23 protein-coding genes are annotated in these 23548 nt (G+C 51.9%); 8 read left to right on the top strand and 15 right to left on the bottom strand.

The window, feature by feature from the left end; genetic code table 11:
- Positions 1 to 11 precede the first annotated feature (11 nt).
- Positions 12 to 731, bottom strand: a complete 720-nt coding sequence (ctrA, locus tag AC2T28_RS06085; protein WP_486748086.1) for a response regulator transcription factor CtrA — start codon at positions 729 to 731, stop codon at positions 12 to 14.
- Positions 732 to 832: 101 nt separating this feature from the next.
- Entirely contained in the window at positions 833 to 1111 is a 279-nt protein-coding gene (gene sciP / locus AC2T28_RS06080; protein WP_486748085.1) for a CtrA inhibitor SciP, read from the bottom strand.
- Between the two features lie 132 nt (positions 1112 to 1243).
- On the opposite strand from sciP, the gene mnmA reads away from it, so the two are divergent.
- The gene (gene mnmA, locus AC2T28_RS06075) at positions 1244 to 2389 is read left to right on the top strand and encodes a tRNA 2-thiouridine(34) synthase MnmA (RefSeq protein WP_486748084.1); all 1146 of its coding nucleotides are present in this window, start codon (positions 1244 to 1246) and stop codon (positions 2387 to 2389) included.
- Between the two features lie 36 nt (positions 2390 to 2425).
- Here mnmA and lpxB read toward each other — a convergent pair whose 3' ends face one another.
- From lpxB to frr, 12 genes are all read right to left on the bottom strand, one after another.
- Positions 2426 to 3586 carry a lipid-A-disaccharide synthase gene (lpxB, locus tag AC2T28_RS06070; RefSeq protein WP_486748083.1) on the bottom strand — a complete coding sequence of 387 codons (1161 nt, stop codon included), beginning with the start codon at positions 3584 to 3586 and terminating at the stop codon, positions 2426 to 2428.
- Positions 3583 to 4371 (bottom strand): LpxI family protein, encoded by a 789-nt coding sequence (locus AC2T28_RS06065; protein ID WP_486748082.1) that lies wholly within the window; start codon positions 4369 to 4371, stop codon positions 3583 to 3585. Before AC2T28_RS06065 ends, lpxB begins: the two co-directional genes overlap by 4 nt.
- Before the next feature lie 3 nt (positions 4372 to 4374).
- Positions 4375 to 5160, bottom strand: coding sequence for an acyl-ACP--UDP-N-acetylglucosamine O-acyltransferase (gene lpxA / locus AC2T28_RS06060; protein ID WP_486748081.1), 786 nt, complete (start codon positions 5158 to 5160; stop codon positions 4375 to 4377).
- 5 nt (positions 5161 to 5165) lie between these two features.
- Positions 5166 to 5630 (bottom strand): 3-hydroxyacyl-ACP dehydratase FabZ, encoded by a 465-nt coding sequence (gene fabZ / locus AC2T28_RS06055; RefSeq protein WP_486748080.1) that lies wholly within the window; start codon positions 5628 to 5630, stop codon positions 5166 to 5168.
- Between the two features lie 78 nt (positions 5631 to 5708).
- Complete coding sequence (locus AC2T28_RS06050) at positions 5709 to 6323, bottom strand: OmpH/Skp family outer membrane protein (protein ID WP_486748079.1); 615 nt, start codon at positions 6321 to 6323, stop codon at positions 5709 to 5711.
- Positions 6324 to 6327: 4 nt separating this feature from the next.
- On the bottom strand, positions 6328 to 8724 hold the full coding sequence (gene bamA / locus AC2T28_RS06045; protein WP_486748078.1) for an outer membrane protein assembly factor BamA: 2397 nt from the start codon (positions 8722 to 8724) through the stop codon (positions 6328 to 6330).
- 125 nt (positions 8725 to 8849) lie between these two features.
- Entirely contained in the window at positions 8850 to 8975 is a 126-nt protein-coding gene (locus tag AC2T28_RS06040; RefSeq protein WP_486748077.1) for a hypothetical protein, read from the bottom strand.
- Between the two features lie 140 nt (positions 8976 to 9115).
- The gene (gene rseP, locus AC2T28_RS06035; protein ID WP_486748076.1) at positions 9116 to 10465 is read right to left on the bottom strand and encodes an RIP metalloprotease RseP; all 1350 of its coding nucleotides are present in this window, start codon (positions 10463 to 10465) and stop codon (positions 9116 to 9118) included.
- Between the two features lie 4 nt (positions 10466 to 10469).
- Positions 10470 to 11642 (bottom strand): 1-deoxy-D-xylulose-5-phosphate reductoisomerase, encoded by a 1173-nt coding sequence (dxr, locus tag AC2T28_RS06030; RefSeq protein ID WP_486748075.1) that lies wholly within the window; start codon positions 11640 to 11642, stop codon positions 10470 to 10472.
- Entirely contained in the window at positions 11642 to 12433 is a 792-nt protein-coding gene (locus AC2T28_RS06025; RefSeq protein WP_486748074.1) for a phosphatidate cytidylyltransferase, read from the bottom strand. The genes dxr and AC2T28_RS06025 overlap by 1 nt, the downstream gene beginning before the upstream one ends.
- A complete protein-coding gene (gene uppS, locus AC2T28_RS06020) occupies positions 12430 to 13188 on the bottom strand; it encodes an undecaprenyl pyrophosphate synthase (protein WP_486748073.1) in 759 nt (252 codons plus the stop codon). The genes AC2T28_RS06025 and uppS overlap by 4 nt, the downstream gene beginning before the upstream one ends.
- 8 nt (positions 13189 to 13196) lie before the next feature.
- Positions 13197 to 13760 carry a ribosome recycling factor gene (frr, locus tag AC2T28_RS06015; RefSeq protein ID WP_486748072.1) on the bottom strand — a complete coding sequence of 188 codons (564 nt, stop codon included), beginning with the start codon at positions 13758 to 13760 and terminating at the stop codon, positions 13197 to 13199.
- A gap of 352 nt (positions 13761 to 14112) precedes the next feature.
- Here frr and AC2T28_RS06010 point away from each other — a divergent pair, with 352 nt between their 5' ends.
- On the top strand, positions 14113 to 14334 hold the full coding sequence (locus AC2T28_RS06010) for a hypothetical protein (RefSeq protein WP_486748071.1): 222 nt from the start codon (positions 14113 to 14115) through the stop codon (positions 14332 to 14334).
- A 73-nt stretch (positions 14335 to 14407) separates the two neighbouring features.
- Here the strand turns inward: AC2T28_RS06010 and pyrH are convergent, their stop codons facing one another.
- Positions 14408 to 15157, bottom strand: a complete 750-nt coding sequence (gene pyrH / locus AC2T28_RS06005) for a UMP kinase (RefSeq protein ID WP_486748070.1) — start codon at positions 15155 to 15157, stop codon at positions 14408 to 14410.
- A gap of 129 nt (positions 15158 to 15286) precedes the next feature.
- Between pyrH and miaA the strand changes: the two genes are divergently transcribed.
- The 6 genes from miaA (at position 15287) to AC2T28_RS05975 (ending at position 23547) form a co-directional block, all read left to right on the top strand.
- Positions 15287 to 16150 carry a tRNA (adenosine(37)-N6)-dimethylallyltransferase MiaA gene (gene miaA / locus AC2T28_RS06000; RefSeq protein WP_486748069.1) on the top strand — a complete coding sequence of 288 codons (864 nt, stop codon included), beginning with the start codon at positions 15287 to 15289 and terminating at the stop codon, positions 16148 to 16150.
- Between the two features lie 83 nt (positions 16151 to 16233).
- On the top strand, positions 16234 to 17040 hold the full coding sequence (locus AC2T28_RS05995) for an AraC family transcriptional regulator (RefSeq protein ID WP_486748068.1): 807 nt from the start codon (positions 16234 to 16236) through the stop codon (positions 17038 to 17040).
- A gap of 278 nt (positions 17041 to 17318) precedes the next feature.
- Positions 17319 to 18980, top strand: coding sequence for an ABC transporter substrate-binding protein (locus AC2T28_RS05990; RefSeq protein WP_486748067.1), 1662 nt, complete (start codon positions 17319 to 17321; stop codon positions 18978 to 18980).
- A gap of 110 nt (positions 18981 to 19090) precedes the next feature.
- Positions 19091 to 20137, top strand: coding sequence for an ABC transporter permease (locus tag AC2T28_RS05985; protein WP_486748066.1), 1047 nt, complete (start codon positions 19091 to 19093; stop codon positions 20135 to 20137).
- A 13-nt stretch (positions 20138 to 20150) separates the two neighbouring features.
- Positions 20151 to 21365, top strand: a complete 1215-nt coding sequence (locus AC2T28_RS05980; protein WP_486748065.1) for an ABC transporter permease — start codon at positions 20151 to 20153, stop codon at positions 21363 to 21365.
- Positions 21366 to 21459: 94 nt separating this feature from the next.
- Positions 21460 to 23547: a dipeptide ABC transporter ATP-binding protein gene (locus AC2T28_RS05975; RefSeq protein ID WP_486748064.1), complete on the top strand. Its 2088-nt coding sequence runs from the start codon at positions 21460 to 21462 to the stop codon at positions 23545 to 23547.
- Position 23548: the final 1 nt, after the last annotated feature.

Here is a 23548-nt window from a genome sequence, read left to right as displayed (position 1 = left end):
CTTGCTAGCAATTATGCACCAACGGCAAGGCGCGGCCCGTCAGTCATTACATCTTCCTGCGGGTCCCGCAGAACATAGCCCCGGCCCCAAACTGTTTCGATATAGTTTTCACCGTCTGTTGCATTGCTCAACTTCTTACGAAGTTTACAAATGAACACGTCGATGATTTTCAGCTCTGGTTCATCCATGCCGCCATACAGGTGGTTCAGGAACATTTCCTTGGTCAGTGTTGTGCCTTTACGCAGGCTCAGCAGTTCAAGCATCTGGTATTCTTTGCCGGTCAGGTGCACAGCTTTGCCATCAACATCAACGGTCTTGGCGTCCAGGTTGACTGCAATTTTGCCGGTTTTGATGATCGACTGCGAGTGACCTTTGGAACGGCGAATAATCGCGTGGATACGTGCAACCAGCTCTTCACGATGGAAAGGCTTGGTCATGTAATCATCTGCACCGAAGCCAAATCCCTTGATCTTGCTTTCAGTGTCATCTTCACCGGTCAGAATCAGGATTGGTGTTTCAATGCGGGACAAGCGCAGCTGGCGCAGCACTTCATGACCATTCATATCCGGCAAGTTCAGGTCTAGCAAAATCAAGTCGTAGTCATAGAGCTTTGCGAGGTCGATACCCTCTTCACCCAGATCCGTCACATAGACGTTCAGATTCGCATGGGTCAGCATCAGCTCAATGCTTTTTGCTGTAGTAGGATCGTCTTCCACCAAAAGGATACGCATTGTCGTAGTCTCCGCCTGTTAACTCTTTTCCTCAGATTGCGTTAACCTTGATGGAAAAAGGTTAACGCCCCGTTACCATAATGGTTAATATGGGGCAGAGCCTAGGGCTGTCGATACTTTTTCAACGCTGTGGCCTTTAATGCGTCAACTCCATGGTCCGCTACTGCTGCGACCCAACTTCTAAACTCTTCTTCACTCAACCCATATTTCTGCATTGCCTCTTTTTGAGGCAACAAGCCATATAATACACCACGCACAACCGCGGCCTTACGAGACGCAACCCAGCGGGTGGTTGTTTCTGGCGGCAGGTCAGCCCGGGTCATGGTTGTCCCGTCCGGCAGGGTCACAGCCCGCGGACCATCCACTTTCTTCAAAAACATTACTGTATCCCTCTTTGTACCTTTCCAGATTTGACCGGTACGACTTAATGATATGTGAACCATGGCCCTTGAGAGTCTGTAGGATTTTCCTATATTCTGCGACGTCTGCCCCATGATCCAAGGAGTCGCCCTATGGCGCTGGATGATTCCCACCCGCTCAATTCACTTGGCTTTGCCAAACCACCTTCGGAAACACGTGTCGTTGTGGCCATGTCTGGTGGTGTCGATAGCTCTGTTGTCGCTGCATACTTGGCTGATCAGGGCTATGATGTGGTTGGCGTGACCCTTCAGCTTTATGATCACGGCGCAGCTCTGGCTAAAAAAGGTGCCTGTTGTGCGGGCATCGATATTCACGACGCGCGCCGGGTTGCCGAGGAACGCGGCTTCCCCCATTACGTCCTAGATTATGAGAACATTTTTAAGGATGCGGTGATTGATGAGTTCGCCGACAGCTATTTGGCCGGTGCAACGCCTGTTCCCTGCATTCGATGCAATGAGCGAATCAAGTTCAAGGATCTTCTGCAAACCGCAAAAGACCTGGAAGCAGACTGTATGGCCACCGGTCACTACATCCAGCGAAAAGTTGGTGATCATGGCGCTGAACTGCATTCTGCGGTCGATGCCAACCGTGATCAAAGCTACTTCCTGTTCCCAACCACGCCTGAGCAGCTTGAGTTTCTGCGATTCCCTCTGGGTCATTTGGCCAGCAAAGATGCGACCCGTGAAATGGCGGAGCAGTATGGGCTCGCCGTAGCTGACAAGCCTGATAGCCAGGACATTTGCTTCGTACCGGATGGAAACTATGCAGGTCTGATCGAAAAGCTACGCCCTGGTGCCGCAGAGCCGGGTGAAATCGTTCATGACGATGGCCGCGTGCTTGGACAACACACCGGGGTTATTCACTACACCATTGGTCAACGCCGTGGTCTTGGGATCGGAGGGCTGAGCGAACCACTTTATGTGGTCCGTCTAGATGTAGAAAAAAAGCAGGTAATTGTCGGACCAAAAGAACTGCTGGCCACCCGTACGATCCCAGTTCGTGAAATCAATTGGCTTGGCGACGAGCCCTTCATGTCTCGCAAGGAATGGCATTTGTCGGTCAAAGTACGGTCGACCCGCCCCCCGCGCGATGCGATCATCCGACCTATATCGGACACCGAGGCCGAGGTTGAGCTATTGACCCCAGAGGAAGGTGTCTCCCCTGGTCAGGCCTGTGTCTTCTATGCCAATGAAGGCAGCCGCATTTTTGGTGGCGGCTGGATCTGGCGCGGATACTAAAATCTCTATTCGAGCAATAGGGTTCAAGGCTGGCAGTCAGGTCAGCCTTGATAGAATCGCTTGCGCAGCGCGTTGTCCCGGGGCTTCGCCACCCTGCCCCAGTTGCTTCATGGTCAGGGCCATTGCGCGCTGCTGATCGGTTGGGTCATCTGCGACTTTGGACAACGCTGCTGAAATCTTCTCGGCCGTACAATTTGGGCCTAGGCATTCAGGCACGTAGCGGCTGCAGGTAACCAAGTTGACGAGCGTGACCGTATCAATAAGCGCCATACGCTTCATGATCTGCCAAGTCAGCCATTGGAAACGGTAGGCAATCACCATCGGTGTATTTGACGCCGCCAATTCAAGCGAAACCGTGCCCGAAGCAGCCAGAGCCAAATCGGCAGCGGCAAAGGCTGCTCTTTTGTGAGCTGCAGCGGTCGCATCGTCGTAGTCCGCCGGATCCACAACGTGCACTTTCCCTGACCACGATTGTACTTGTTCACGCACCAGTTCCGCAACGGGTGCCGCGGCAGGGACAACAATGTGCATGTTAGGGTGTTTCTTCAGGAACAAGTTAAGCGCATCACCAAATACTGCAGCTAGGCGTTCTACTTCAGAGCGTCGTGAACCAGGCAGGGCGAGGACAAAAGACGCATCTCCTAATCCAAGATCAGCGCGAAACTGCGCGATCTCGTCCTTAGTCGCCTGAGGCTCTGCGACAACGGGATGCCCAACAAAGTCACAGTCCATCCCTGCGGCTTGCATGAACCGAGGCTCAAATGGCAGAAGCGCCAGAACCTGATCGATCATCTTGGCCATCTTCTTGGCCCGGCCTGGCCGCCAGGCCCAAACAGATGGGGCAACGTAGTGAACAGTACGGATCGAACTCGACTTCTTTACCAGCTTGGCCACTCGCAACGAGAAATCAGGAGCATCTATAGTAATCAGAACGTCCGGTTTTGTTTCAATTACTGCATCGGCGACTTCGCGGATACGTCGCTTTAGATGAAAGTACTTTGGCAGAACCTCGGCCAATCCCATGACCGACAGCTCATCCATTGGGAACAGGCTCTCCAGTCCCTGCGCCTCCATCATCGCCCCACCGACACCGTTGAAGGTCACTCCGGGGGACAGCTCATGGAGGCCTGCCATCAATGCTCCACCCAGCCGGTCACCCGAAGGCTCTCCAGCCAGAATGAACACTTTTAGACTCATGCGATTCGTAGCCAGATAAACAGGCCAAGGCGATCGGCTGCGGCAATCACTTCGTCTTGCGACAATACAATGACCCCATTTGCCTCAAGTACGATCCCCGACAGGCCAGCCTTGGCTGCCAGTTCTACTGTAGTGGAGCCAATCGTCGGCAGATCAGCTCGTCGATCTTGAGAGGGTTTAGGAGCTTTGAACAGCAAACCACCCTGCCCATCCGGACGATGCTGCAAAGACTGTAACATCCAATCTGTGCCAAAGGCGTTTTCAACGGCGATGGCTTGTTGAGATCTGACAGCGCAGGACTGGCCGATATCCGCCGCACTCATTGCAGCTACAATTTCGCCCCCGCGTTGGGCATCTGTCTTGTCTAACTCACCGGGTTGCACTTTGGTCAGTACGCCAGGCTCCATCAAGAGATCTGGTGCCACCTCATGCGCTGCGCGGATAGAGAAACCGGCCTGTTCGAAAATCTCAATGACAGCCCGCAGCGCCCCGTCGTCCCCTGCCCCAAGTGCAGCCTGTATCACCGGCACCAATGGTAGTGTTGCGGCATCAATTTCGGTTGGATCAATGGCAGGTCGGCCAACAGCGCCCGCCATGCAGATTTCAGAAACACCACGGGACTTCAACTCGGCAATAAAACTGCCCAACTGTTCCAGCCGGAATTCTACTTCCATTCCAACAGAAGTTGGGGCAAAGCCGGACATTGCGCATATCAGAGGCTTCTCTGCCAAACGCGCAACTATTTCGCCTGGCAAGGCACCAGTACCTGCAATCAAAGCCAGCATCATTTAGCCTCCGGGTGTCAGGAATGAACGATCGCTTACGCCAGTGATAAAGGCGACAATTTCCTGAACATAGTCACTATCACTTTCGTCAGCCAAACGTCTGGCTCGCTCTTGAAATGTCCCCTCGCCCTGGGCCAGCATTTGAAAAGCGGCGCGAAGAGCGGTAATGTCAGCGCGCGCCACGCCACGGCGCTTCAAGCCAACTAGATTCAATCCGTCAAGATCACCACGCGGGGCCTGAACCAAACCGTATGGGATCACATCATTGGTAACCATGGTGACAGCGCCAATAATCGCGCCCTTGCCGATCCGGACCCATTGGTGAATGCCCGATAGGCCACCAATGATGACATCATCTTCAAGAACGCAATGGCCCGCTACCGCAGCCGAATTCACCACAATCACCCGATCCCCAACCTGGGCATCATGAGCAATGTGACAACCAGCCATAAACAAACCGTCATCGCCAATACAGGTAACACCGCCGCCACCTTCGGTACCGGCGTTCACGGTTACATGCTCGCGAATACGGTTTCGTTTGCCAATGACAGTTCGGCTCTGCTCACCCTTGAATTTCAGATCCTGAGGGACCTCACCCAGCACAGCAAATGAAAACACCACCGTATCGTCGCCGATTTCGGTCTGGCCGGTCACAACCACATGGCTTTTCAAAACCACGCGGTCGCCCAACACGGTCTCGGCGCCTACAACGCAGAACGGGCCGATTTCGCAGCCTTCGCCAACAACGGCGCCGTCTTCAATTACCGCGCTGGGATGGATCTGACTCATCATGTTCAGTCCTTTTGCAAGTCAACCATGGCGGTAAATTCGGCTTCAGCTGCCGCTTCCCCATCAACTGTTGCTTTGCCGGAAAACTTCCAGATCTTACCACCGGGCTTACCCCGAACGGTTTCAATGTGCATTTCGAGAACATCGCCAGGCCCAACCTTGCGGCGGAACTTACACTTATCAATGTTCATGAAATAGATCAGCATGTCGCTGTCCATCATATCGAATGCGGTGCCAATCATCACGCCTGCAGTCTGCGCCATTGCTTCAACGATTGTAACACCAGGCATAATCGGGGTGCCCGGAAAGTGCCCCTGAAAATGCGGTTCGTTCATGGTTACATTCTTGATACCGCGAGCGGATTGAAAACCATCAATGTCGAGAACTTTGTCCACCAGCAAAAACGGATACCTATGTGGCAGGATCCGCTGAATCATTTGAATGTCAGCGCTCTTTAGTTCGGCGGTCATGGTGGGTTCCCTGTCGAAATATTGGTGTTAGCGCTGTGACTAGCAAGACAGCGTCATTTGAGCAAGCGGCGGCAAGTGCTATTGGTCTCTTTCCAAGGGGGTCCCGTCCCCTAGGACTGCATCTATACGGGAGATGGCAAGATCAGTGATGTCAGCTGAGTCAGCGCTAAGAAACACCGATGAATGTTCAAGAATTGCTTCAGCGCCGGCCTCACGCATCAGTTGCTGGAGTATCGGCAAGGAGACAGAAAGGAATTCGCGCTGAGCCGCTTCACCAATCCGATTGATTTCCCGCAATTTATTATCTTGCAGCCTACGAGTTTCCTGAACTTTCTCATCAAACGCATCCGCCAAAGTGCGAAATGCTATGGGATCCATTGTTGGGCGGCGTTCCGTAAGCTGCTGTTCTTCTTTTTCCAAGTCGGATTGTTTACGACGATTTTCCGCCGCCAGAACAGCTCCCTCGGCCTCCATTTCGCGCGCTACACGACGGCCAAATGCACTTTCTGAAAAAAACCTGTCTGTTTGAATCGTCAAAATTGCACTTTGAGGTGTGCCAAGTTGGGATTCCTGACCCAGTGGAAATCTAAAAGGAGTTTGGCTGTTTACCGCAAAAGGAAGTACGACAAAACAACAAATCGCCAGCATAACAGCCAGCGATTTGCATAAGTTTTTATTGCCGTCAGTCGGCATCAGCTTAGAACCTCGCCTGAAGCGTCAGGTCAAAGCTCTGCTCCTTGTCGTAGCTTTCTTTTTTAAGAGCCTTAGAGAAGTTGAAACGCAATGGTCCAAATCCTGTGGTCCAAAGCAAGGAGAAGCCGATGACCTGACGAAACGCTCCGTCGGCACCGACGATATTCCCACCCGTGGTGTTGACGTTAGACAAATCCCAAAGGTTGCCGATGTCGTAGAATACTCCACCGCGAAGGCCGATTTCTTCTGGTAGTCCAAGCGGAAACTCAGCATCAAAACGCGCCACTGCATAATAATTTCCGCCTAGGAAATCATCATAGTTACCCGCGCCAGCAGTTGCCCGTGCAGCGGTGTCACGTGGCCCAATACCACCGGGTTCAAACCCGCGCATAATGCTGGGGGTCAAAATATAGCGGTCAATCGAACGGCTTGTGTCGTTGCCCATCCAGCTGAGTGCACCAGCTTCAAACGTTGCCCTTAAGGTAACTTCTTCGTTGAACACGAGCCTTTGCGCGATGATTTTCGCCCTGGTTTTAACAAATTCATTGTCGCCTCCGAGACCGGCATAATCTGCTCCGACCTCGACCAGGAAGCCTGCGGTGCGATCCAAACCAGTAATTCGACTATCGTAGGTATATGTGAACCCTAGAGCACTTGAAGTCAGTTTACCCTGTGCAATTTCGCTACTAACCACAGGGCCGGCAAGAGGATCACCGGCGCTGTCGTTACCGCGTGTTAGCATTTCGTCGCTATCCCACTGGTAACGGAGCTGCAAAATGGTATTTTCGCTGGTTTTGAAAGAAAGAGACGGAACAATGAAGGCGCGTTTCGTATCGAATTCTGAGAAGCTGGAATCGGTTTCCGAAACACCAAGATCAAAACTGAACCTAAGGTCGCGCCCCAACAAGTGTGGTTCGCTAAAGCCTAAAGTGTACTCTTCCGACTCTTGTGCAGTGGAGATGTTGAACGACAAACGTTGACCACGTCCAAGAAAATTGTTCTCGGTGAGACCAATCGTTAAGCCAAAACCGTCTTCAATCGAATAGGCTCCACCCAGACTGAGCGAGCCTGTGGGCTGCTCTTCAACATCAACATCGACCACAACCTGACTAGGGGAACTTCCCTCACGCACATCGATGTCGGCATTTGCAAAGAAACCCAAAGCGCGAATACGTTCAGCGCTTTCGCGAATTTCACGCGGATTAAAGGGATCCCCCTCGACAGTTTTAAACTGCTGGCGAATAACACGATCAAGAGTGGTGGTGTTTCCTTCGATGTCGATACGTTCGACAAACACGCGTGGACCGCGGGTAAGTACAAACTCTACATCAAGGGTTAAGTCGCGATCATTACGTACGATCCGAGGTTCCACACGCAAGAAATCAATTCCTTTGCGAATGGCCAAGGTTTCAAGTCGAGAAATCGAGTTTTCAACCAATATAGGAGAGTAGGTCACTCCCGGTTTAATTTTCAGCTCGGAGAAGAACTCATCAGCATCGGCTTCACTGACTTCGCTGTTGACCGTAATTTCCCCGAAATTGAACTGCTGACCTTCAACTATGTCAAGAATCAGGAACACAGCATCACGTTCGCTGGTTAGCTCAGCATTCGCACTGTTCACACGAAAATCTACATATCCGCGAGAAAGGTAGAAATCACGCAGCACCTGTTTGTCAAACTCGATGCGATCTTCAACCAGTGTATCTGAACGAATGAATGTTCGAAGAAAGCCCGCCTGCTTGGTCTCTAGGACTCGACGTAGCCGTCGATCCGAATAAACACGGTTTCCGACAAATGAAACCCGTTCAACTTCGGTTGTGTCGCCTTCAGCAATCTCAAAAACTAAGTCAACACGGTTGTCGCTACGGCGGATAACCCGAGGTGTGACCCTTGAGGCAAGACGTCCCTGCGCGCTATAAGCTTCGGCAATGTTGGATGCGTCGCGTTCTGCCAGTGATGGGCTAAAGACTCGCCGTGGAGCAGATTCCACAATTGCAAGCAGTGCGTCATCTTTGATACGTCGGTTACCTTCGAAACTGATCCGATTGACGGTTGGAAATTCAGTAACTTTGATTACCAGCGTATTGCCGCGCGGGACAAGTTCGACTGTTTCAAAAACACCACTGTCAAGAATCCGCTGATAGGCATCGTTCAATTGACCTGCGCTTACAGATTCGCCTCGTTCGATTCCCGTATAGGCAATAATTGTCGAGGTCTGAATGCGCTGATTGCCTTCAACCTGAACCGTATTGAACCGATAGGATTGTGCTTCCGCAAATGTTGGATTGAATACAAACCCAATTGCAATAGCAAGCGATAGTGCCGACGTCTGTCGATACAATATATTGGTGCGAGAATGGCACCCACCACAGGATTTACCCACGCGTTTCCCCCAGAGCATATCAATTAACCCGATTATTTTGCAGCTTTGAAACTGCGTATCGGGTTTACGCCCGGTTGTCAAAACCAAGTAAAAAGCACGCTGGTATGAACCTGCGCGCTACAAACTGGTTGACCGTCAGGGAATCACAGACTGCTGATCCAAGCTCCGGCGATCAGAGCCACAAAGATCGCCCCCGATGAAAGCGCTCGATCCCAATTCAGCCGCATCAATAGACCCAACCCACGATATGAATGTTGAATTGTCTGCATGGATAGTCACCTCTTGCATTTGCTTTGTGCAACTCAAAATTGAGCCTCTAGGTGCGCTGCACCTTTCCAAAACATTAACAAGGGATTGTGGCGAGAATGGGACGGCTGCCCCAGCAGGCAGCCGTACTTAGATAAAAATCTCAGCAGATGAAGTCTCGGCTTAACGAGAACAACATCAAAGACAGAACCACCCCAAGACCCAGCGTCATTAGAAGACGCATTGCCAAGTCACTAGGTGGCTTTCTGAACACGGCTTCATAAGCGTAGAACACCAAGTGGCCACCATCGAGAATGGGTATCGGAAACAAGTTCAGCATCCCGACTGCGGTCGACAAAACAGCGATAAACCAGATGAAACTTATCAGTCCCTGGCTGGCCATCGTGCTTGAGACCTCGGCGATGCCAATTGGGCCTGACAAATTACAGGTGCTAATCTTCCCCACGATCATATGCTGCAAGCCCGACAGCGAATTTTCAATAACCGTCCAGACTTCGGTGGTTCCCAGCCGTGCAGCTTCCAGCGGATAAATGTTTTGCGTAGCAAGACGGAAAGCCAGCCCTCCGCCTACTCCGATGCGCCACTCTTCGGAAAATCCCCCGTCCGGCAAAGGAACATCCACACGGCGCGGAGCCAAAGCCAATTCGATGGTTTTCCCGTCGCGCCAAACCTCGAGCAACAAGACTTTACCATCTGCCTCTATGACCCGTTCTTTCAGCTCCTCAAAGGCTACGATGTCCTTACCGTCGATTGCAGTAATCACATCACCTGCAAGCAATCCAGCGTCCGAAGCTGCGCTACGCGGCATCACTCCCGAAACTAGGGGCGGCCCGAAGTTCGGCCCATCGACCACCAGATCAGTGCCATCACGTCGTATCGTGTATTTAAGTGGTTGCTGCGACGGTATTTGGTCGCGAAAGCGAATCCAACCTGAAGTGTCTGAGAAACTTGGCGCATTTAGGCCCGCAACGGCTTGGATTTCATCGCCTTCTTGCAGTTCATTGATAACACCGGGTAGCGGCACCAGTTCACCAACTGTCAGTGGATCACGGGCTTCGCCTTGGTACATAAACACTGCAGCAAATATAAGCGCTGACAAAACAAAGTTGAATATTGGGCCAGCGGCCACAGTAGCAGACCGAGCCCACAAAGGTGCGCCGTGCATGGTGCGTCTCAATAAAGCCGGGTCACTTTCGGCCTGGGCCATTGCGGTCTCATCTTTACCTGAGGCTGCGTCGGCATCACCCAAAAATTTGACGAAGCCGCCAAAAGGTAACAATGCGACTTGCCAGCGCGTGCCGTGCTTGTCGACCTTGCTCCACAAAACCGGGCCAAAACCAAGAGAGAAAACCTCGGCATGGATGCCGGACCACCGGCCAACGATATAGTGGCCATATTCATGCACAGCTACAATGATGGACAACGCCACCACAAAGCTAACCATAGTGTGGAGAAAGCCGCTAAACTGCGGGATAAGAGAAACTACGTCCAAGATGCTATCCTGTTTGTTCTGTCATAGCCTGATCGGCCCGTTGCCGTGCCAACTGGTCGATGTGCGACACGTTATCAAGAGTCATTGCGGCATCAATGAGGCTGGGTTGCCCATCAAAGTCACTAAGGACCTGCTCTACAATATGCGCCATATCTAAGAAGCCAATGCGACCTGCAATAAAGTGATCCAAAGATCGTTCTTTGGCAGCGTTAAACACCGCCCCCATCATGCCGCCACGCTCCATGGTCCGATATGCGAGGCCCAAAGCCGGGTATCGAATGGGATCAGGCTTGGTAAAGTTCAACTGACCAACTTCCGTTAGATCCAGACGGGCAACTGGAAGATCGCGCCGTTCAGGCCAGTGAAGCGCGTAACCAATGGCGTGACGCATGTCAGGAGCGCCCAGATGGGCCATCAGGGCCCCATCACAAAAGCCAACCAGAGCATGAACCATTGACTCGGGGTGTACCAAAACTTCGATTTGTTCCGGTAAAACTCCAAAATACTCCCGCGTTTCAATGACTTCCATGGCCTTATTGAACATTGAGGCACTGTCGATTGTGATCCGCTGCCCCATATCCCAATTGGGATGAGAAGACGCCTGTTCCAGAGTGGCCTCGCTCAGCTTTTCAAGCGGCCAGTCGCGAAATGCACCGCCTGATGCAGTGATCACAACCCGTTCAACTGCCGAGATATCTTCGCCTACCAACCCCTGGAACACTGCGGAATGCTCGCTGTCCACTGGCAGAATACGGGCATTATGTCGCTTCGCGGTCTCCAGCAATAATGCACCTGCGCACACCAAAGATTCTTTGTTAGCAAGAGCAAGGGTCGCGCCCTGTTTTAGGGCTTCAAGCCCGGGAGCCAGCCCGGCAGCACCGACAATAGCAGACATGACCCAGTCAACGGGCCGCGCTGCGGCTTCGATCAACGCCTGCTGTCCGGCGGCGGCATTAACAGAACTGCCAGCCAGCGCTGCACGAAGGTCCGGTAGCCGGTCTTCATAGGCCGTTACGGCGATGTCGGCGTTCAGTAATTTGGCGTCAGCAGCCAGTTGGGCAATATTTGCGCCGCCTGTCAGCGCAACAACGTCATAGGCGTCGGCATCGCGCCGGATCAGGTCAATGGTGTTTTGTCCAACTGACCCGGTCGCCCCAAGTATCGAAATTCTACGCATTACAGTGTCCCGCTAGGCAGGCCCCAAAAGGAAAGGATAATTAGGACCATGGCAGCTGCGCCAAGCATGCCGTCAAACCGGTCGAACAACCCGCCGTGCCCTGGAATAAGCGCACTTGAGTCTTTGACACCCATTTTACGTTTGAGAGCACTTTCGGCGACATCGCCGGCCTGACTGGCCATAGCAACCAGTACCGACAAGACAACCATACCCGTTCCGTAGTGTTCAGTCTGAGCAAACCATAGCCCAACTACAGCGGCACCAATCCAACCTGCTGATGTACCAGACCAGGTTTTCTTGGGGCTGACCCGTGGCCAGAACTTTGGACCACCGATGATTTTACCGGCAAAATAGCCTGCCACATCGGTGACAACCACAACGCCAATCAACCATAGCATCCAGTTCATACCCAGCACATTGCGCAACCAGACAAATCCAAATCCAGCAATCAGTGCCCATAAGGCAAAACCCAGAAAATACACGCGGCGCTGTTGTAACTGCGATACCCCAACCAAAGCCGGGGCAACCAACATCGGCAGCACCCAAATTGCCGGTAACGAAGCAGCCGCCAAGGTTGCGGCAGCGCCCAGCAAGCCCAACTGCAGCGCCACGCCGTTTTGATTGGGACTAAGCATTCGGACCAGTTCCCAGATCAGCCCTCCACAACACACAGCGATGAGAACATTGAAAACAACCCCGCCTTTCCAAACAGAAAAGGCGCCAATTGCGAGCATCACAACAGCAGAAGCAAGACGCGGCGCAAGGTCGGCCCAACGATCTTTTGTACTCATGTTTTCACTGCCCCGAATCGGCGATCACGTTGCCCAAAGCGCGCGCACAACCGCCCCAGTTCAGCCCCCGTAAAATCAGGCCATAGAGTATCAATAAACTCATACTCAGCATATGCTGATTGCCACAAAAGAAAGTTCGAGATCCGGGCTTCGCCGCTGGTGCGGATAACAAGATCAGGGTCGGGTAACACATGGGTGTCGAGATAACGAGGCAAGGTTTCCTCATCAACTTTATCAGGATCCAATTTTCCTGCGGCAACATCACAAGCCAGCCTCTTTGTTGCCCGCGCCACTTCGTCACGACCGCCATAATTCAAGGCAATTGTTAGATGAGTGCCGTCATTACATTCTGTTTCCAGCTCCAGGGTATCCATCAGCTTGACGAGCTTTGCATCCAATCGAAGTCGGTCGCCAATAAACCGCACCCTAACGTTTCGCGTCGCAAGTGCCTTCATCTCTTTGGAAATGTAACGACGGAACAGGCTCATCAGTCCCGCAACTTCGACTTGAGTTCGCTTCCAGTTCTCTGTCGAAAACGCAAATATTGTCAGGTACTTTACACCAAGCTCCGGGCAGGCTTCGACCACTTCCCTTACGCGCTTAGCCCCTGCATGGTGGCCAAAGAGACGCGGACGCCCTCGGGCCTGCGCCCAGCGACCATTGCCATCCATGATGATAGCAATATGGCGCGGCCCTTTGTCCCCCGGTTTGGTGGAACAATCGTCATTGGTCGCGGAATCGGGGTCCTTGGGCATCTTTGACGTCAGACCTGCATGATTTCTTCTTGCTTGTTCTCCAAGCTGCTATCAACCAGTTTGATCATCTTGTCCGTCAGCTCTTGCACCTCGGTCTCCCAGAATTTCTGGTCGTCCTCGGACATTCCGTCAGCTTTGGCCTTTTTGATCTGGTCCATACCATCACGGCGAATATTGCGGATCGACACACGACCATGTTCGGCATACTGACCTGCAACTTTGGTGAGCTCGCGACGGCGCTCTTCGTTCAACTCGGGGATTGGCAACATAATGATGGTGCCGTTCAGCTGCGGGTTAATACCCAGACCACTTTCCCGGATCGCTTTTTCAACTTTGCCAACCAGCCCCTTGTCCCACACATTGATCGTAACCATACGGGGCTCGGGTACGTTGACAGTACCAACCTGGTTGATTGGCGTTTGTGTGCCGTAGGCATCAACCATGACCGGCTCAAGCATTGAGCCAGAGGCACGTCCGGTGCGCAGGCTTGCAAATTCAGTTTTCAAATTGGCCATGGCGCCATCCATGCGGCGCTGTAGGTCGTCGGTATCGAGAATAAAATCGTCAGACATGCTGCCCTCTCCCCGTCTTTAGGTTTGTTTTTCAGGCTCATAAGCTATTGGTTGAGCATTGTATAGCAATCTTGGCTTGGAATCGCAGTAAGCAATACATGTTCACAGGCTATTTCATGACATTGCAAGCTGAGTTTAGTTCCCGCCGTCTGCTGATGATACCCAACCTGGTTCCCCGTGTTACAGAGAGTAAAGTGAAACTCTGCTCGCAATTCGATGTGGGACCAAACATAAAGCCGCTCTCACCAACAAAACACATGATCTCGGACAAAGACAATTGACTAAGCTGTTTACTACTAGAGCTCTGGGTATCTAGTTGCTTACAACCACATCACTTTTCACACCCCAACTGATGGCAAGTAAAAACTGGAACTGGAAGCCCTACAAGCCCAAGGGCAAAGGTTGGTTTGTATTGTCTGGCTATCGCGGGAACGAAACCTTCTATGAAAAGTACGTTTTCTCAAGCGATCTAATGCTGATTCAAGGGTTTATTCTTGAATACGACAGTTCACAAAAAGAGGTCAATAATGCCGTGACCGCTCAGATGTCTAAATCCTTTAGCTACACAGACTAGACATACGAAATTGAACTGATCAGCTGAGCCGCGCTTCGTTCGGCTCAGCTATTTTTTACTTAAGTTCTGAGACCTATCCCTGAACTCGGGTATAGGTGCCCTCTCCTGCCAGGACGCCACGGAAACCTCCGGGCTCGTCCAAGCCGAAAACGATCAGTGGCAGATTGTTGTCTCGTGCCAAAGCAATAGCTGCGGCATCCATGACCCTGAGACGTTTAGCCAGTACATCATCATAACTTACTGTGTCATATCGCACTGCGTCGTCATGGGCTTGGGGATCTTTGTCATACACTCCGTCAACTCCGTTCTTACCCATAAAGATCGCCTCGCAAGACATCTCATTGGCACGCAACGTTGCTGCGGTGTCAGTGGTAAAATAGGGGTTCCCTGTGCCTGCCGCAAAAATGCAAACGCGCTTTTTCTCAAGGTGTCGCACTGCACGTCGGCGAATATATGGCTCGCAGACCTGATCCATGGGAATTGCCGAGATTACACGGGTGAACACACCAAGCTCTTCGAGTGCACTTTGCATGCCAAGCGCATTCATCACGGTGGCCAGCATTCCCATGTAGTCAGCTGTTGTACGCTCCATCCCTTGGGCAGAACCAGACAAACCACGGAAGATATTGCCGCCGCCTATCACCATGCAAATCTCAACACCCATGTCGTGAACCGTTTTAATTTCTTTGGCGATTCTCTGTACGGTGGGTGGGTGCAAACCAAACCCCTGGTCACCCATCAGCGCCTCACCTGAAATTTTCAGCATTACGCGTTTGTAGGTTGCAGATGATTGACCGCTCGACTGATCGGTGGAATGGGGCATGTTGCGCTCCGGAATATGACGGGGTTAATTTGTGGGCAAAATGAAGCATTTCGACTCCATGTTCAATGCACTGCGGTGCAGTAAGATGGATGAAACGCGCCGATTGTCTAAAAGGTCAGGACTAAACACATGAAGCTGCCCAATATTTCCCCGGAACAACCTGTACTGATCGCAGGTCCAACTGCCTCGGGCAAGTCCGCCCTAGCGCTGGAAATCGCACAGCAGCAAGGTGGCGTGATCATAAATGCTGACGCCAGTCAGGTGTACGACTGCTGGAAGATAATAACCGCGCGGCCGTCTGACGAGGAAGAACAGCAAGCCCAGCATCTCCTTTATGGGCATTTGCCTTATAACGCCCCCTACTCGGCAGGTCATTGGCTCCGCGAAGTCGAGCCATTGCTCAGCGGCCAAGATCGGCCGATCATAGTTGGTGGCACAGGGCTTTATTATTCTACGTTAACCGTTGGAATGGCAGAGATCCCTCCTACGCCGGTTGAAATCCGTACAGAGGGCGATGCGCTCTCACTCAAGGAAATGCTGCCTACACTGGATACCGAAACTAAATCACGCATAGACACGCAGAACCGTGCCCGCGTTCAACGCGCCTGGGAGGTGCAGAAGGCCACCGGTAAACAGCTTGCCGCTTGGCATAAAGACACCCCTCCTCCGTTGCTGCCAATCCGTGACTGCGCCGCACTTGTATTCGACGTTGAAAAGGACTGGCTCGAGGCACGCATTCGCCAAAGGTTTGATTTGATGTTGGAGCAAGGTGCGTTGGAAGAAGTCAAAGCCATGAAGGAGCGCTACGATGCATCGCTGCCTTCCTGTCGGGCAATTGGGGTGCCTGAGCTAACGAGTTATCTGAACGATGAAATTACCATCGTTGAAGCGCGCGAGCAGGCCTCGATTGCGACCCGACAATTTGCTAAAAGACAGCGTACATGGTTTCGATCCAAAATGAAGTCCTGGACATCTTATCGCCCTGCTGGATGACAGCAAAAAACTAAAACCTTGATTGCGATCAAAATACATGTGCTACTGTAAAAACACACTAGGCTCATGAAAACACTCAGTATATGTCTCACTCCCTTAACTTCGAGCAAAGCATTCGGGTCGCCCCGTTAACTGGGCTGGTGCGAAAAGGGTCATGGCAGGCTGAATTGGCGCACGAACGCAATCAACATTTGCTAGTTTGGGTTACAAGAGGACAAGGCCGCGCTTTATTGAACGGCAGCCGCCGTGGGTTTGGAGCTCATAATGCTCTTTATATACCAGCTGGAAGTTTGACGGCTTTTGAATTCGGGCGAAACTGCCTAGGTCAAATCATGTTGGTAAAGTCCACCAATGCAATTTCTTTGCCGCATCGTCCATTCCACTTTCGAGTTCCAAATTCAACTGAACAGGCAAATCTGACTTCGTTGTTAGATTCCATGCAAAAAGAACAAGACCTGCAGTCCAATTTGTTTCAACGTGCTATGCAGGCCTATGGCGAATTGGTGGGTGTTTTGCTTCAGCGACAGATCCCAGATAAATCCGACCCCAAGCCTCGACGCAGTGCTGCTCAACGACTGACACAAGCATACTGCGCGCGCATTTCTAAGTTTCACCGTGAAAATTTTTCCATGCGGGATCACGCCTCGGCCCTAGGTGTTACGGCAACCCACTTGAATCGAGCTGTTAAATCTCAAACAGGTACGACAGCCGCGAGCCTTTTGACCGAACGCCAACTCCATGCTGCTCGCAGTTTGCTGATCGAAAGCAATCTACCTATACGTGAAATTTCGTCCGAACTAAATTTCAACAGCGCAGCCTATTTCACCCGTTTCATCACGCAACACACCGGCCAATCTCCGAGTGGTTTGCGAAAGCTCGCCCAGCTCTAAACCCGCTAATTTCATTGACGCCATGTATTTTCATGCTAACCCTAAGTAATGGACACATGTGACCATTGAGATGTCGTAATTGTGCACTTTCTTTACCCAAATGTCGCAGAAATGCCAAAAACTGTCGAAACTCTGCATTGACCTGCAGCTCTAACTGGGGCGGAATAGAGATATGAGGAAACCAAAACCACATACAGCACCAATTTGGGTTCGTTCGGTTTCGAAAAGATGTAAGTTGCTTTGCACTTCATCCCATTGGTGCCAAAGGGAGAGATTTTATGGCTGAAAACACGACCAAAAGCACACCAATTCACTGGGCTGCAAAAATGCACGCTAAAGAGGTATTGGAAGGCAAGCTGGATCGCCGTGAATTCCTGACCCGCGCAACTGCATTAGGGGTAACGTCGGCTGCGGCCTACGGATTGATTGGCCTGAATGCCCCAGTACAGGCGATGAGCCACGCCAAGATGGGTGGAACTTTGCGTATCCAGATGGAAGTTCACGGGATGGCAGAGCCCCGTCTTTATCAATGGTCCGAAATGGGCAACATGACCCGGGGTTGGTTAGAACACCTTATCCACTACAACAACGATGGATCGTTCACCCCTGTTTTGGCTGAAAGCTGGGAAACAAGCGACGATGCCAAAACCATCACCATCAACTTGCGTAAGGGAGTTACCTGGAACAACGGCGACCCATTTACCGCTGACGATGTTGTCCATAACTTCAATCTTTGGTGTGACGGTAATGTCGAAGGCAACTCGATGGCCACCCGTATGGGGCCCCTTGTTGATCCCGATACCAAAAAGGCAATTGAAGGTGGCATTGTAGCCGCTGACGAACACACTGTTGTTTTGAACCTGCCCGTTCCGGATATCACAATTCTTGCAGGTATCGCAGACTACCCTGCTGCCATCACACACCCATCACTGAACGGTGGAAACCCGATTGATAACCCGGTTGGAACCGGCCCCTACCTGCCAGAAGTCTACAATGTTGGCGAAAAGGCCGTGATGGTTCGCAATGAGAACCACACATGGTGGAACGAGGGCAATGGCGCCTATCTGGACCGTATTGAGTTCATTGATTACGGGACTGACCCAGCCACGATCATGTCTGCGGTAGAAGCCGAAGAAGTTGACATGACCTATGAATCTGTTGGTGACTTCATCGACATTCTGGACAGTCTCGGCATGAACCGCTCTGAGGCATCAACAGCGGCAACCATCGTTACCCGAACTAATCAAGCTACCGAAGTGGACGGTACTAAACCATATTCTGACGTACGTGTGCGCCGGGCGTTGGCGATGGCGGTGGACAACGCCGTGGTTCTTGAACTGGGATATGCCGGGCGTGGAAAACCTGCAGAAAACCACCACGTTAGCCCGATACATCCCGAATACGCAGAGTTGCCCCCCTTCAAGGTAGACCCTGCTGGCGCGATGGCTCTGATGACAGAAGCTGGCATGGCTGACTACGAGCACGAGATCGTCTCGCTTGACGATGGGTTCGAAAAGGACACCACGGATGCTGTTGCAGCGCAGTTGCGTGATGCAGGATTCAAAGTGAAACGAAAGGTTCTTCCTGGTTCTACCTTCTGGAACGATTGGGCAAAGTTTCCATTTTCATCAACCACTTGGAACCAACGCCCGTTTGGCGTTCAGGTCCTTACACTGGCCTATAAAACTGGCGTACCTTGGAATGAAACTGGTTTCTCGAACCAGGAGTTTGACGACACACTGGTCGAAGCAAGCTCCATCGCGGATGCCGACCAACGCCGTGTGCTGACAAAGCGTCTGGAAGAAATCATGCAAGAGCAAGGTGTGATCATCCAACCCTATTGGCGCTCGGTCTACAATCACTCACGCCCGGGTCTGGTGAATGCTGACGTCCACGCACAATTTGAAATCAAGTATCAGCACATCGGCTGGGAATCCTGATCTGATACAATTTCAACTGGGTCGCCTTAAGGGGCGGCCCAACTTCCCACCCTTACCGGCACCAAGAAAACTGCTAACTGCGCAGGCTGGCACCTAAAGGACGATCCGCGATGGGACGGTTTATTCTACAGCGATTTGGTGTAATGGTTTTGACCGCACTGGCGCTGACATTCATTGTCTTTATACTCACCAACCTTCAGCCAAATCTTGAAAAAGTTGCCAAGTTTCAAGGCAATCCACGGATGACCGAAGTCGAGGTAACAAGCTGGCTTGACAAAAACGGCTACTCTCAACCGATCTTGAAACGATATGGTGAGTGGCTTGGCGTTGCCAAGGGGTGGACCTATGTCGATGACAGCGGAAAGGTCACCGGCCGTTGTATCGCACATGGTCAAGACCCAGCCGCGGCACCATCACGTTGCGGCCTGCTGCAAGGTGACTGGGGGTATTCGATATTCTTTGAAGCAGACGTTGCAGGCAAGGTTCTTGAAAAACTGGGGCTTACTGGCAAACTCATGCTTTGGGTGATGCTTCTGATGATCCCCATGGCACTGCTTATCGGCGTTTTGGCAGGCATGCGCGAAGGCTCCAAACTGGACCGAACACTATCAACGATCTCGATTACAACGACGGCAACACCAGAATACGTATCCGGTGTGATTTTCATCGCGGTCTTTGCGTCCTCGGCAGTTGGATTGAAATGGTTCAAAGGAACCGCAACCTCGGCCATGGAGAACGCAACGTTTGAGAACTTCTTCTTACCCGTTTTGACCATCGCTCTTTACGGTATGGGGTACATTGCCCGTATGACACGCGCATCGATGACGGAAGTTATGTCGGCTCAGTACATTCGAACCGCCCGTCTAAAAGGTGTGAGCTTTCCCAATATCGTTTTGAAACACGCCCTTCGCAACGCACTGATTGCACCTTTTACAGTCATCATGCTTCAGTTCCCCTGGCTTCTGAACGGCGTGGTGATCGTCGAAACCCTGTTTAACTACAAAGGTTTTGGTTGGGTTCTGGTTCAGGCTGCTGGCAATAACGACATCGAGCTGCTTTTATCCGTCTCGGTGGTTTCAGTGGTCGTTGTGCTGCTGACACAGCTGATCTCAGACATCGGCTATGTCTACCTCAACCCTCGCATTCGCATCTCATAAGGGAGGAAAGACAATGGACCCTCTCAGCACGTTTCAAATCATCACCCGGATACTGGTGCAGCTGTCACCTGTCTGGATCTCACTTGTACTCGTCTATGCCATGTCGATCGCCTTTAAGCGGCGATTGGGGCTGTATGGAAAATTGTTCGACAGCCCGATTGGGATGATCGGGTTTGGCCTGGTGATGTTCTGGGTATTCACCGGCATCTATGGCGCCATGGACATGATCGTCACGCATAACGAACTGACCCAGCTTTCGGGAATGAAGAACAAAGTTCCGGGAACCCCACTCCCTAGTCCCGAAGAAGGCGTCTACCAATGGTATCTCCTTGGTGGTGATAACTTAGCACGGGATGTTTTCTCGAGATTGGTCAAAGGCGCATGGGAGGTCATCAAGATTGCCCCCATGGCAGCGATCTTTGCCTTTATGGTTGGTATCACTCTGGGGCTGCCCGCTGGATATTATGGTGGAAAACTGGATATCGGGTTATCATTCCTGGCAAACCTGATCCTGGCCTTCCCGGTGATCTTGCTGTTCTACCTTCTGGTTACGCCGGAAATCGTCGCCACAGGCGTTCCGAACTATATGGCCATGGTGCTGTTTGTCTTCCCGATCATCTTTCTGGCCGTCTTGTTGAACTCACGGTTTTATACACGACCAAAACTCCGCACCCCGCTACTGATCGGGGTGCTTGGCTTGGCCATTTGGCTCTACCTGCAGCTGGTTTCAGACTCCGGTTACCTGATCAACACGCCGGACTATAAGATCATTGGCCTCCCCCGTGTTCTCGACTTCTTTGATATCGATCCGGGCTTGTTGGTGGTGTTTGTTTCGGTTGTTTTTGTCAACTCACCCACGGTGTTTCGTATCGTTCGAGGGCTGACAATGGACATCAAGACACGTGACTATGTTGCCGCCGCCCAAACCCGTGGCGAAGGGACGTGGTACATCATGCTGTGGGAAATTCTTCCCAATGCACGCGGTCCTCTGATCGTCGATTTCTGCCTGAGAATTGGCTACACGATCATCCTGTTGGGTACACTTGGGTTCTTTGGCCTTGGCCTGGAACCTGAAAGCCCGGATTGGGGTAGCACCATCAATGATGGGCGCAGGCTGTTGTCGATCTACCTGCACCCTGCCCTTCCGCCCGCCTTGGCGTTGTTGAGCCTCGTGTTGGGGCTGAACCTATTGGCTGACGGACTGCGCGAAGAAAGCCTTAAAGATTAAGGCCGACATCTGGGGGCCCTGCCCCCAGAACCCCGGGATATTTTTAGCCAGATGTAGGGATCCCAGATCCTAGAAAATGGCAGGGAGAAAACAGATGAACAAAAGGTCAGCACATGACGGCCCGATCCTGGAGATCGATAAACTGTCGATTTCATTCTTCACCCGGTTGCGGGAAATCCCAGCCGTAATGGATTTTTCAGTTTCTGTTATGCCGGGCGAAGCAGTTGGGCTTGTTGGCGAAAGTGGTTGTGGGAAATCCACGGTCGCCCTGGGGGTGATGCAAGATCTTGGTAAAAACGGGCGAATTGTCGGTGGCACTATAAAATTCAAGGGCCGTGATCTTGCTGACATGAGCCGAGACGAGTTGCGTGACATACGTGGCAATGAGATTGCCATGATATATCAGGAACCAATGGCCTCGCTGAACCCTGCCATGAAAATTGGCAAACAGCTGATGGAAGTGCCGATGATCCACGAGGGAGTCGGCAAAGAGGAAGCCTATGCCCGTGCATTGGAAGTAGTGACAGACGTGCGCCTGCCAGATCCCGAACGGATGTTGAACTCCTTCCCACACCAACTATCGGGCGGGCAGCAACAGCGTATTGTCATCGCCATGGCCCTGATGTCCAAACCATCGCTGTTGATCCTGGATGAGCCCACAACAGCGCTGGACGTGACTGTAGAAGCTGCAGTTGTCGAATTGGTCCGCGATCTAGGTAAGAAATATGGCACATCGATGCTGTTCATCAGCCATAATCTGGGACTGATCCTCGAGACCTGTGACCGTCTTTGTGTGATGTATTCCGGTGAAGCGGTTGAACGTGGATCAATCGAAGAGGTGTTCGATGATATGCAACACCCTTATACTCAGGCCCTATTTCGCTCAATCCCACTCCCTGGTGCAGACAAAAATGCGCACCCTCTGATCGCCATTCCGGGCAACTTCCCGCTCCCACACGAGCGGCCTCCTGGCTGCAACTTTGGCCCGCGCTGTGACTATTTCGAAGAGGACCGCTGCGATGCCCAGGATATTGTTATGCAGCCTGTGCCCGGCAATGACCGCCATCACAGCCGCTGTCTGAAATTCCAAGAGATCGATTGGTCGGCGCCGATTGCCGCAGCTGAACAAAAAGAGAAAGCTGAGATTGGTGAGGTCGTTCTAAAGATCGACAATCTCAAGAAGTACTATGAGGTATCTGCCAACGCCCTATTTGGTGGCGGAGACCCAAAAGTGGTGAAGGCCAATGAAACCCTGAGTTTCGAAGCAAGAGAGTCCGAAACTCTTGCAATTGTTGGAGAATCGGGTTGCGGCAAGTCCACTTTTGCCAAGGTTCTGATGGGGTTGGAAACCGCGACAGAAGGGGAAATTCTCCTCCATGGTGAAAACGTCGAACAAACTCCAATTGAGGATCGCAACACAACAACCGTCTCGGATGTTCAGATGGTTTTTCAGAACCCATTTGACACATTAAACCCATCTATGACGGTTGGGCGGCAGATCATTCGAGCGCTTGAAATCTTTGGCATTGGCGATTCAGAAGCAGAGCGCAAAGCGCGAATGCTGGAACTTCTGGACCTAGTTAAGCTCCCCCGCGCATTTGCAGACCGAATGCCGCGACAGCTCTCTGGTGGTCAAAAACAGCGTGTGGGTATTGCCCGTGCCTTTTCTGGGGGTGCGCGGATCGTTGTGGCCGACGAACCGGTCTCGGCACTGGATGTTTCTGTTCAGGCTGCAGTGACGGATCTGCTGATGGAGATTCAGCGCAACGAAAAGACAACCTTGCTGTTCATCAGTCATGACCTGTCAATTGTACGGTATCTGTCAGACCGGGTAATGGTGATGTATTTGGGCCATGTTGTAGAAATTGGAGATACCGACCAGGTCTTTGCCCCTCCTTACCATCCCTATACCGAGGCCCTTTTGTCGGCAGTCCCGATTGCAGACACCTCAGTTGAGAAACAACACATTGTGTTGGATGGCGACATTCCATCAGCCATGGATCCACCATCTGGCTGTCCTTTCCAAACCAGATGTCGCTGGAAGAGCGAAGTGCCCGGAGGCTTATGCGATACTGAGGTTCCACCCGTTCGGAATCTTGGCATGGGGCATGAAGTCAAATGCCATCTCGCCGACGATATTCTGGCGCGCATGGAACCCGTGATCAAAGTCGCCGCCGAGTAAA

The organism is Parasedimentitalea nitratireducens (assembly GCF_057444295.1).
The sequence above is the reverse complement of the archived record's forward strand: the minus strand, read 5'-3'. Positions and strand labels throughout refer to the sequence as shown.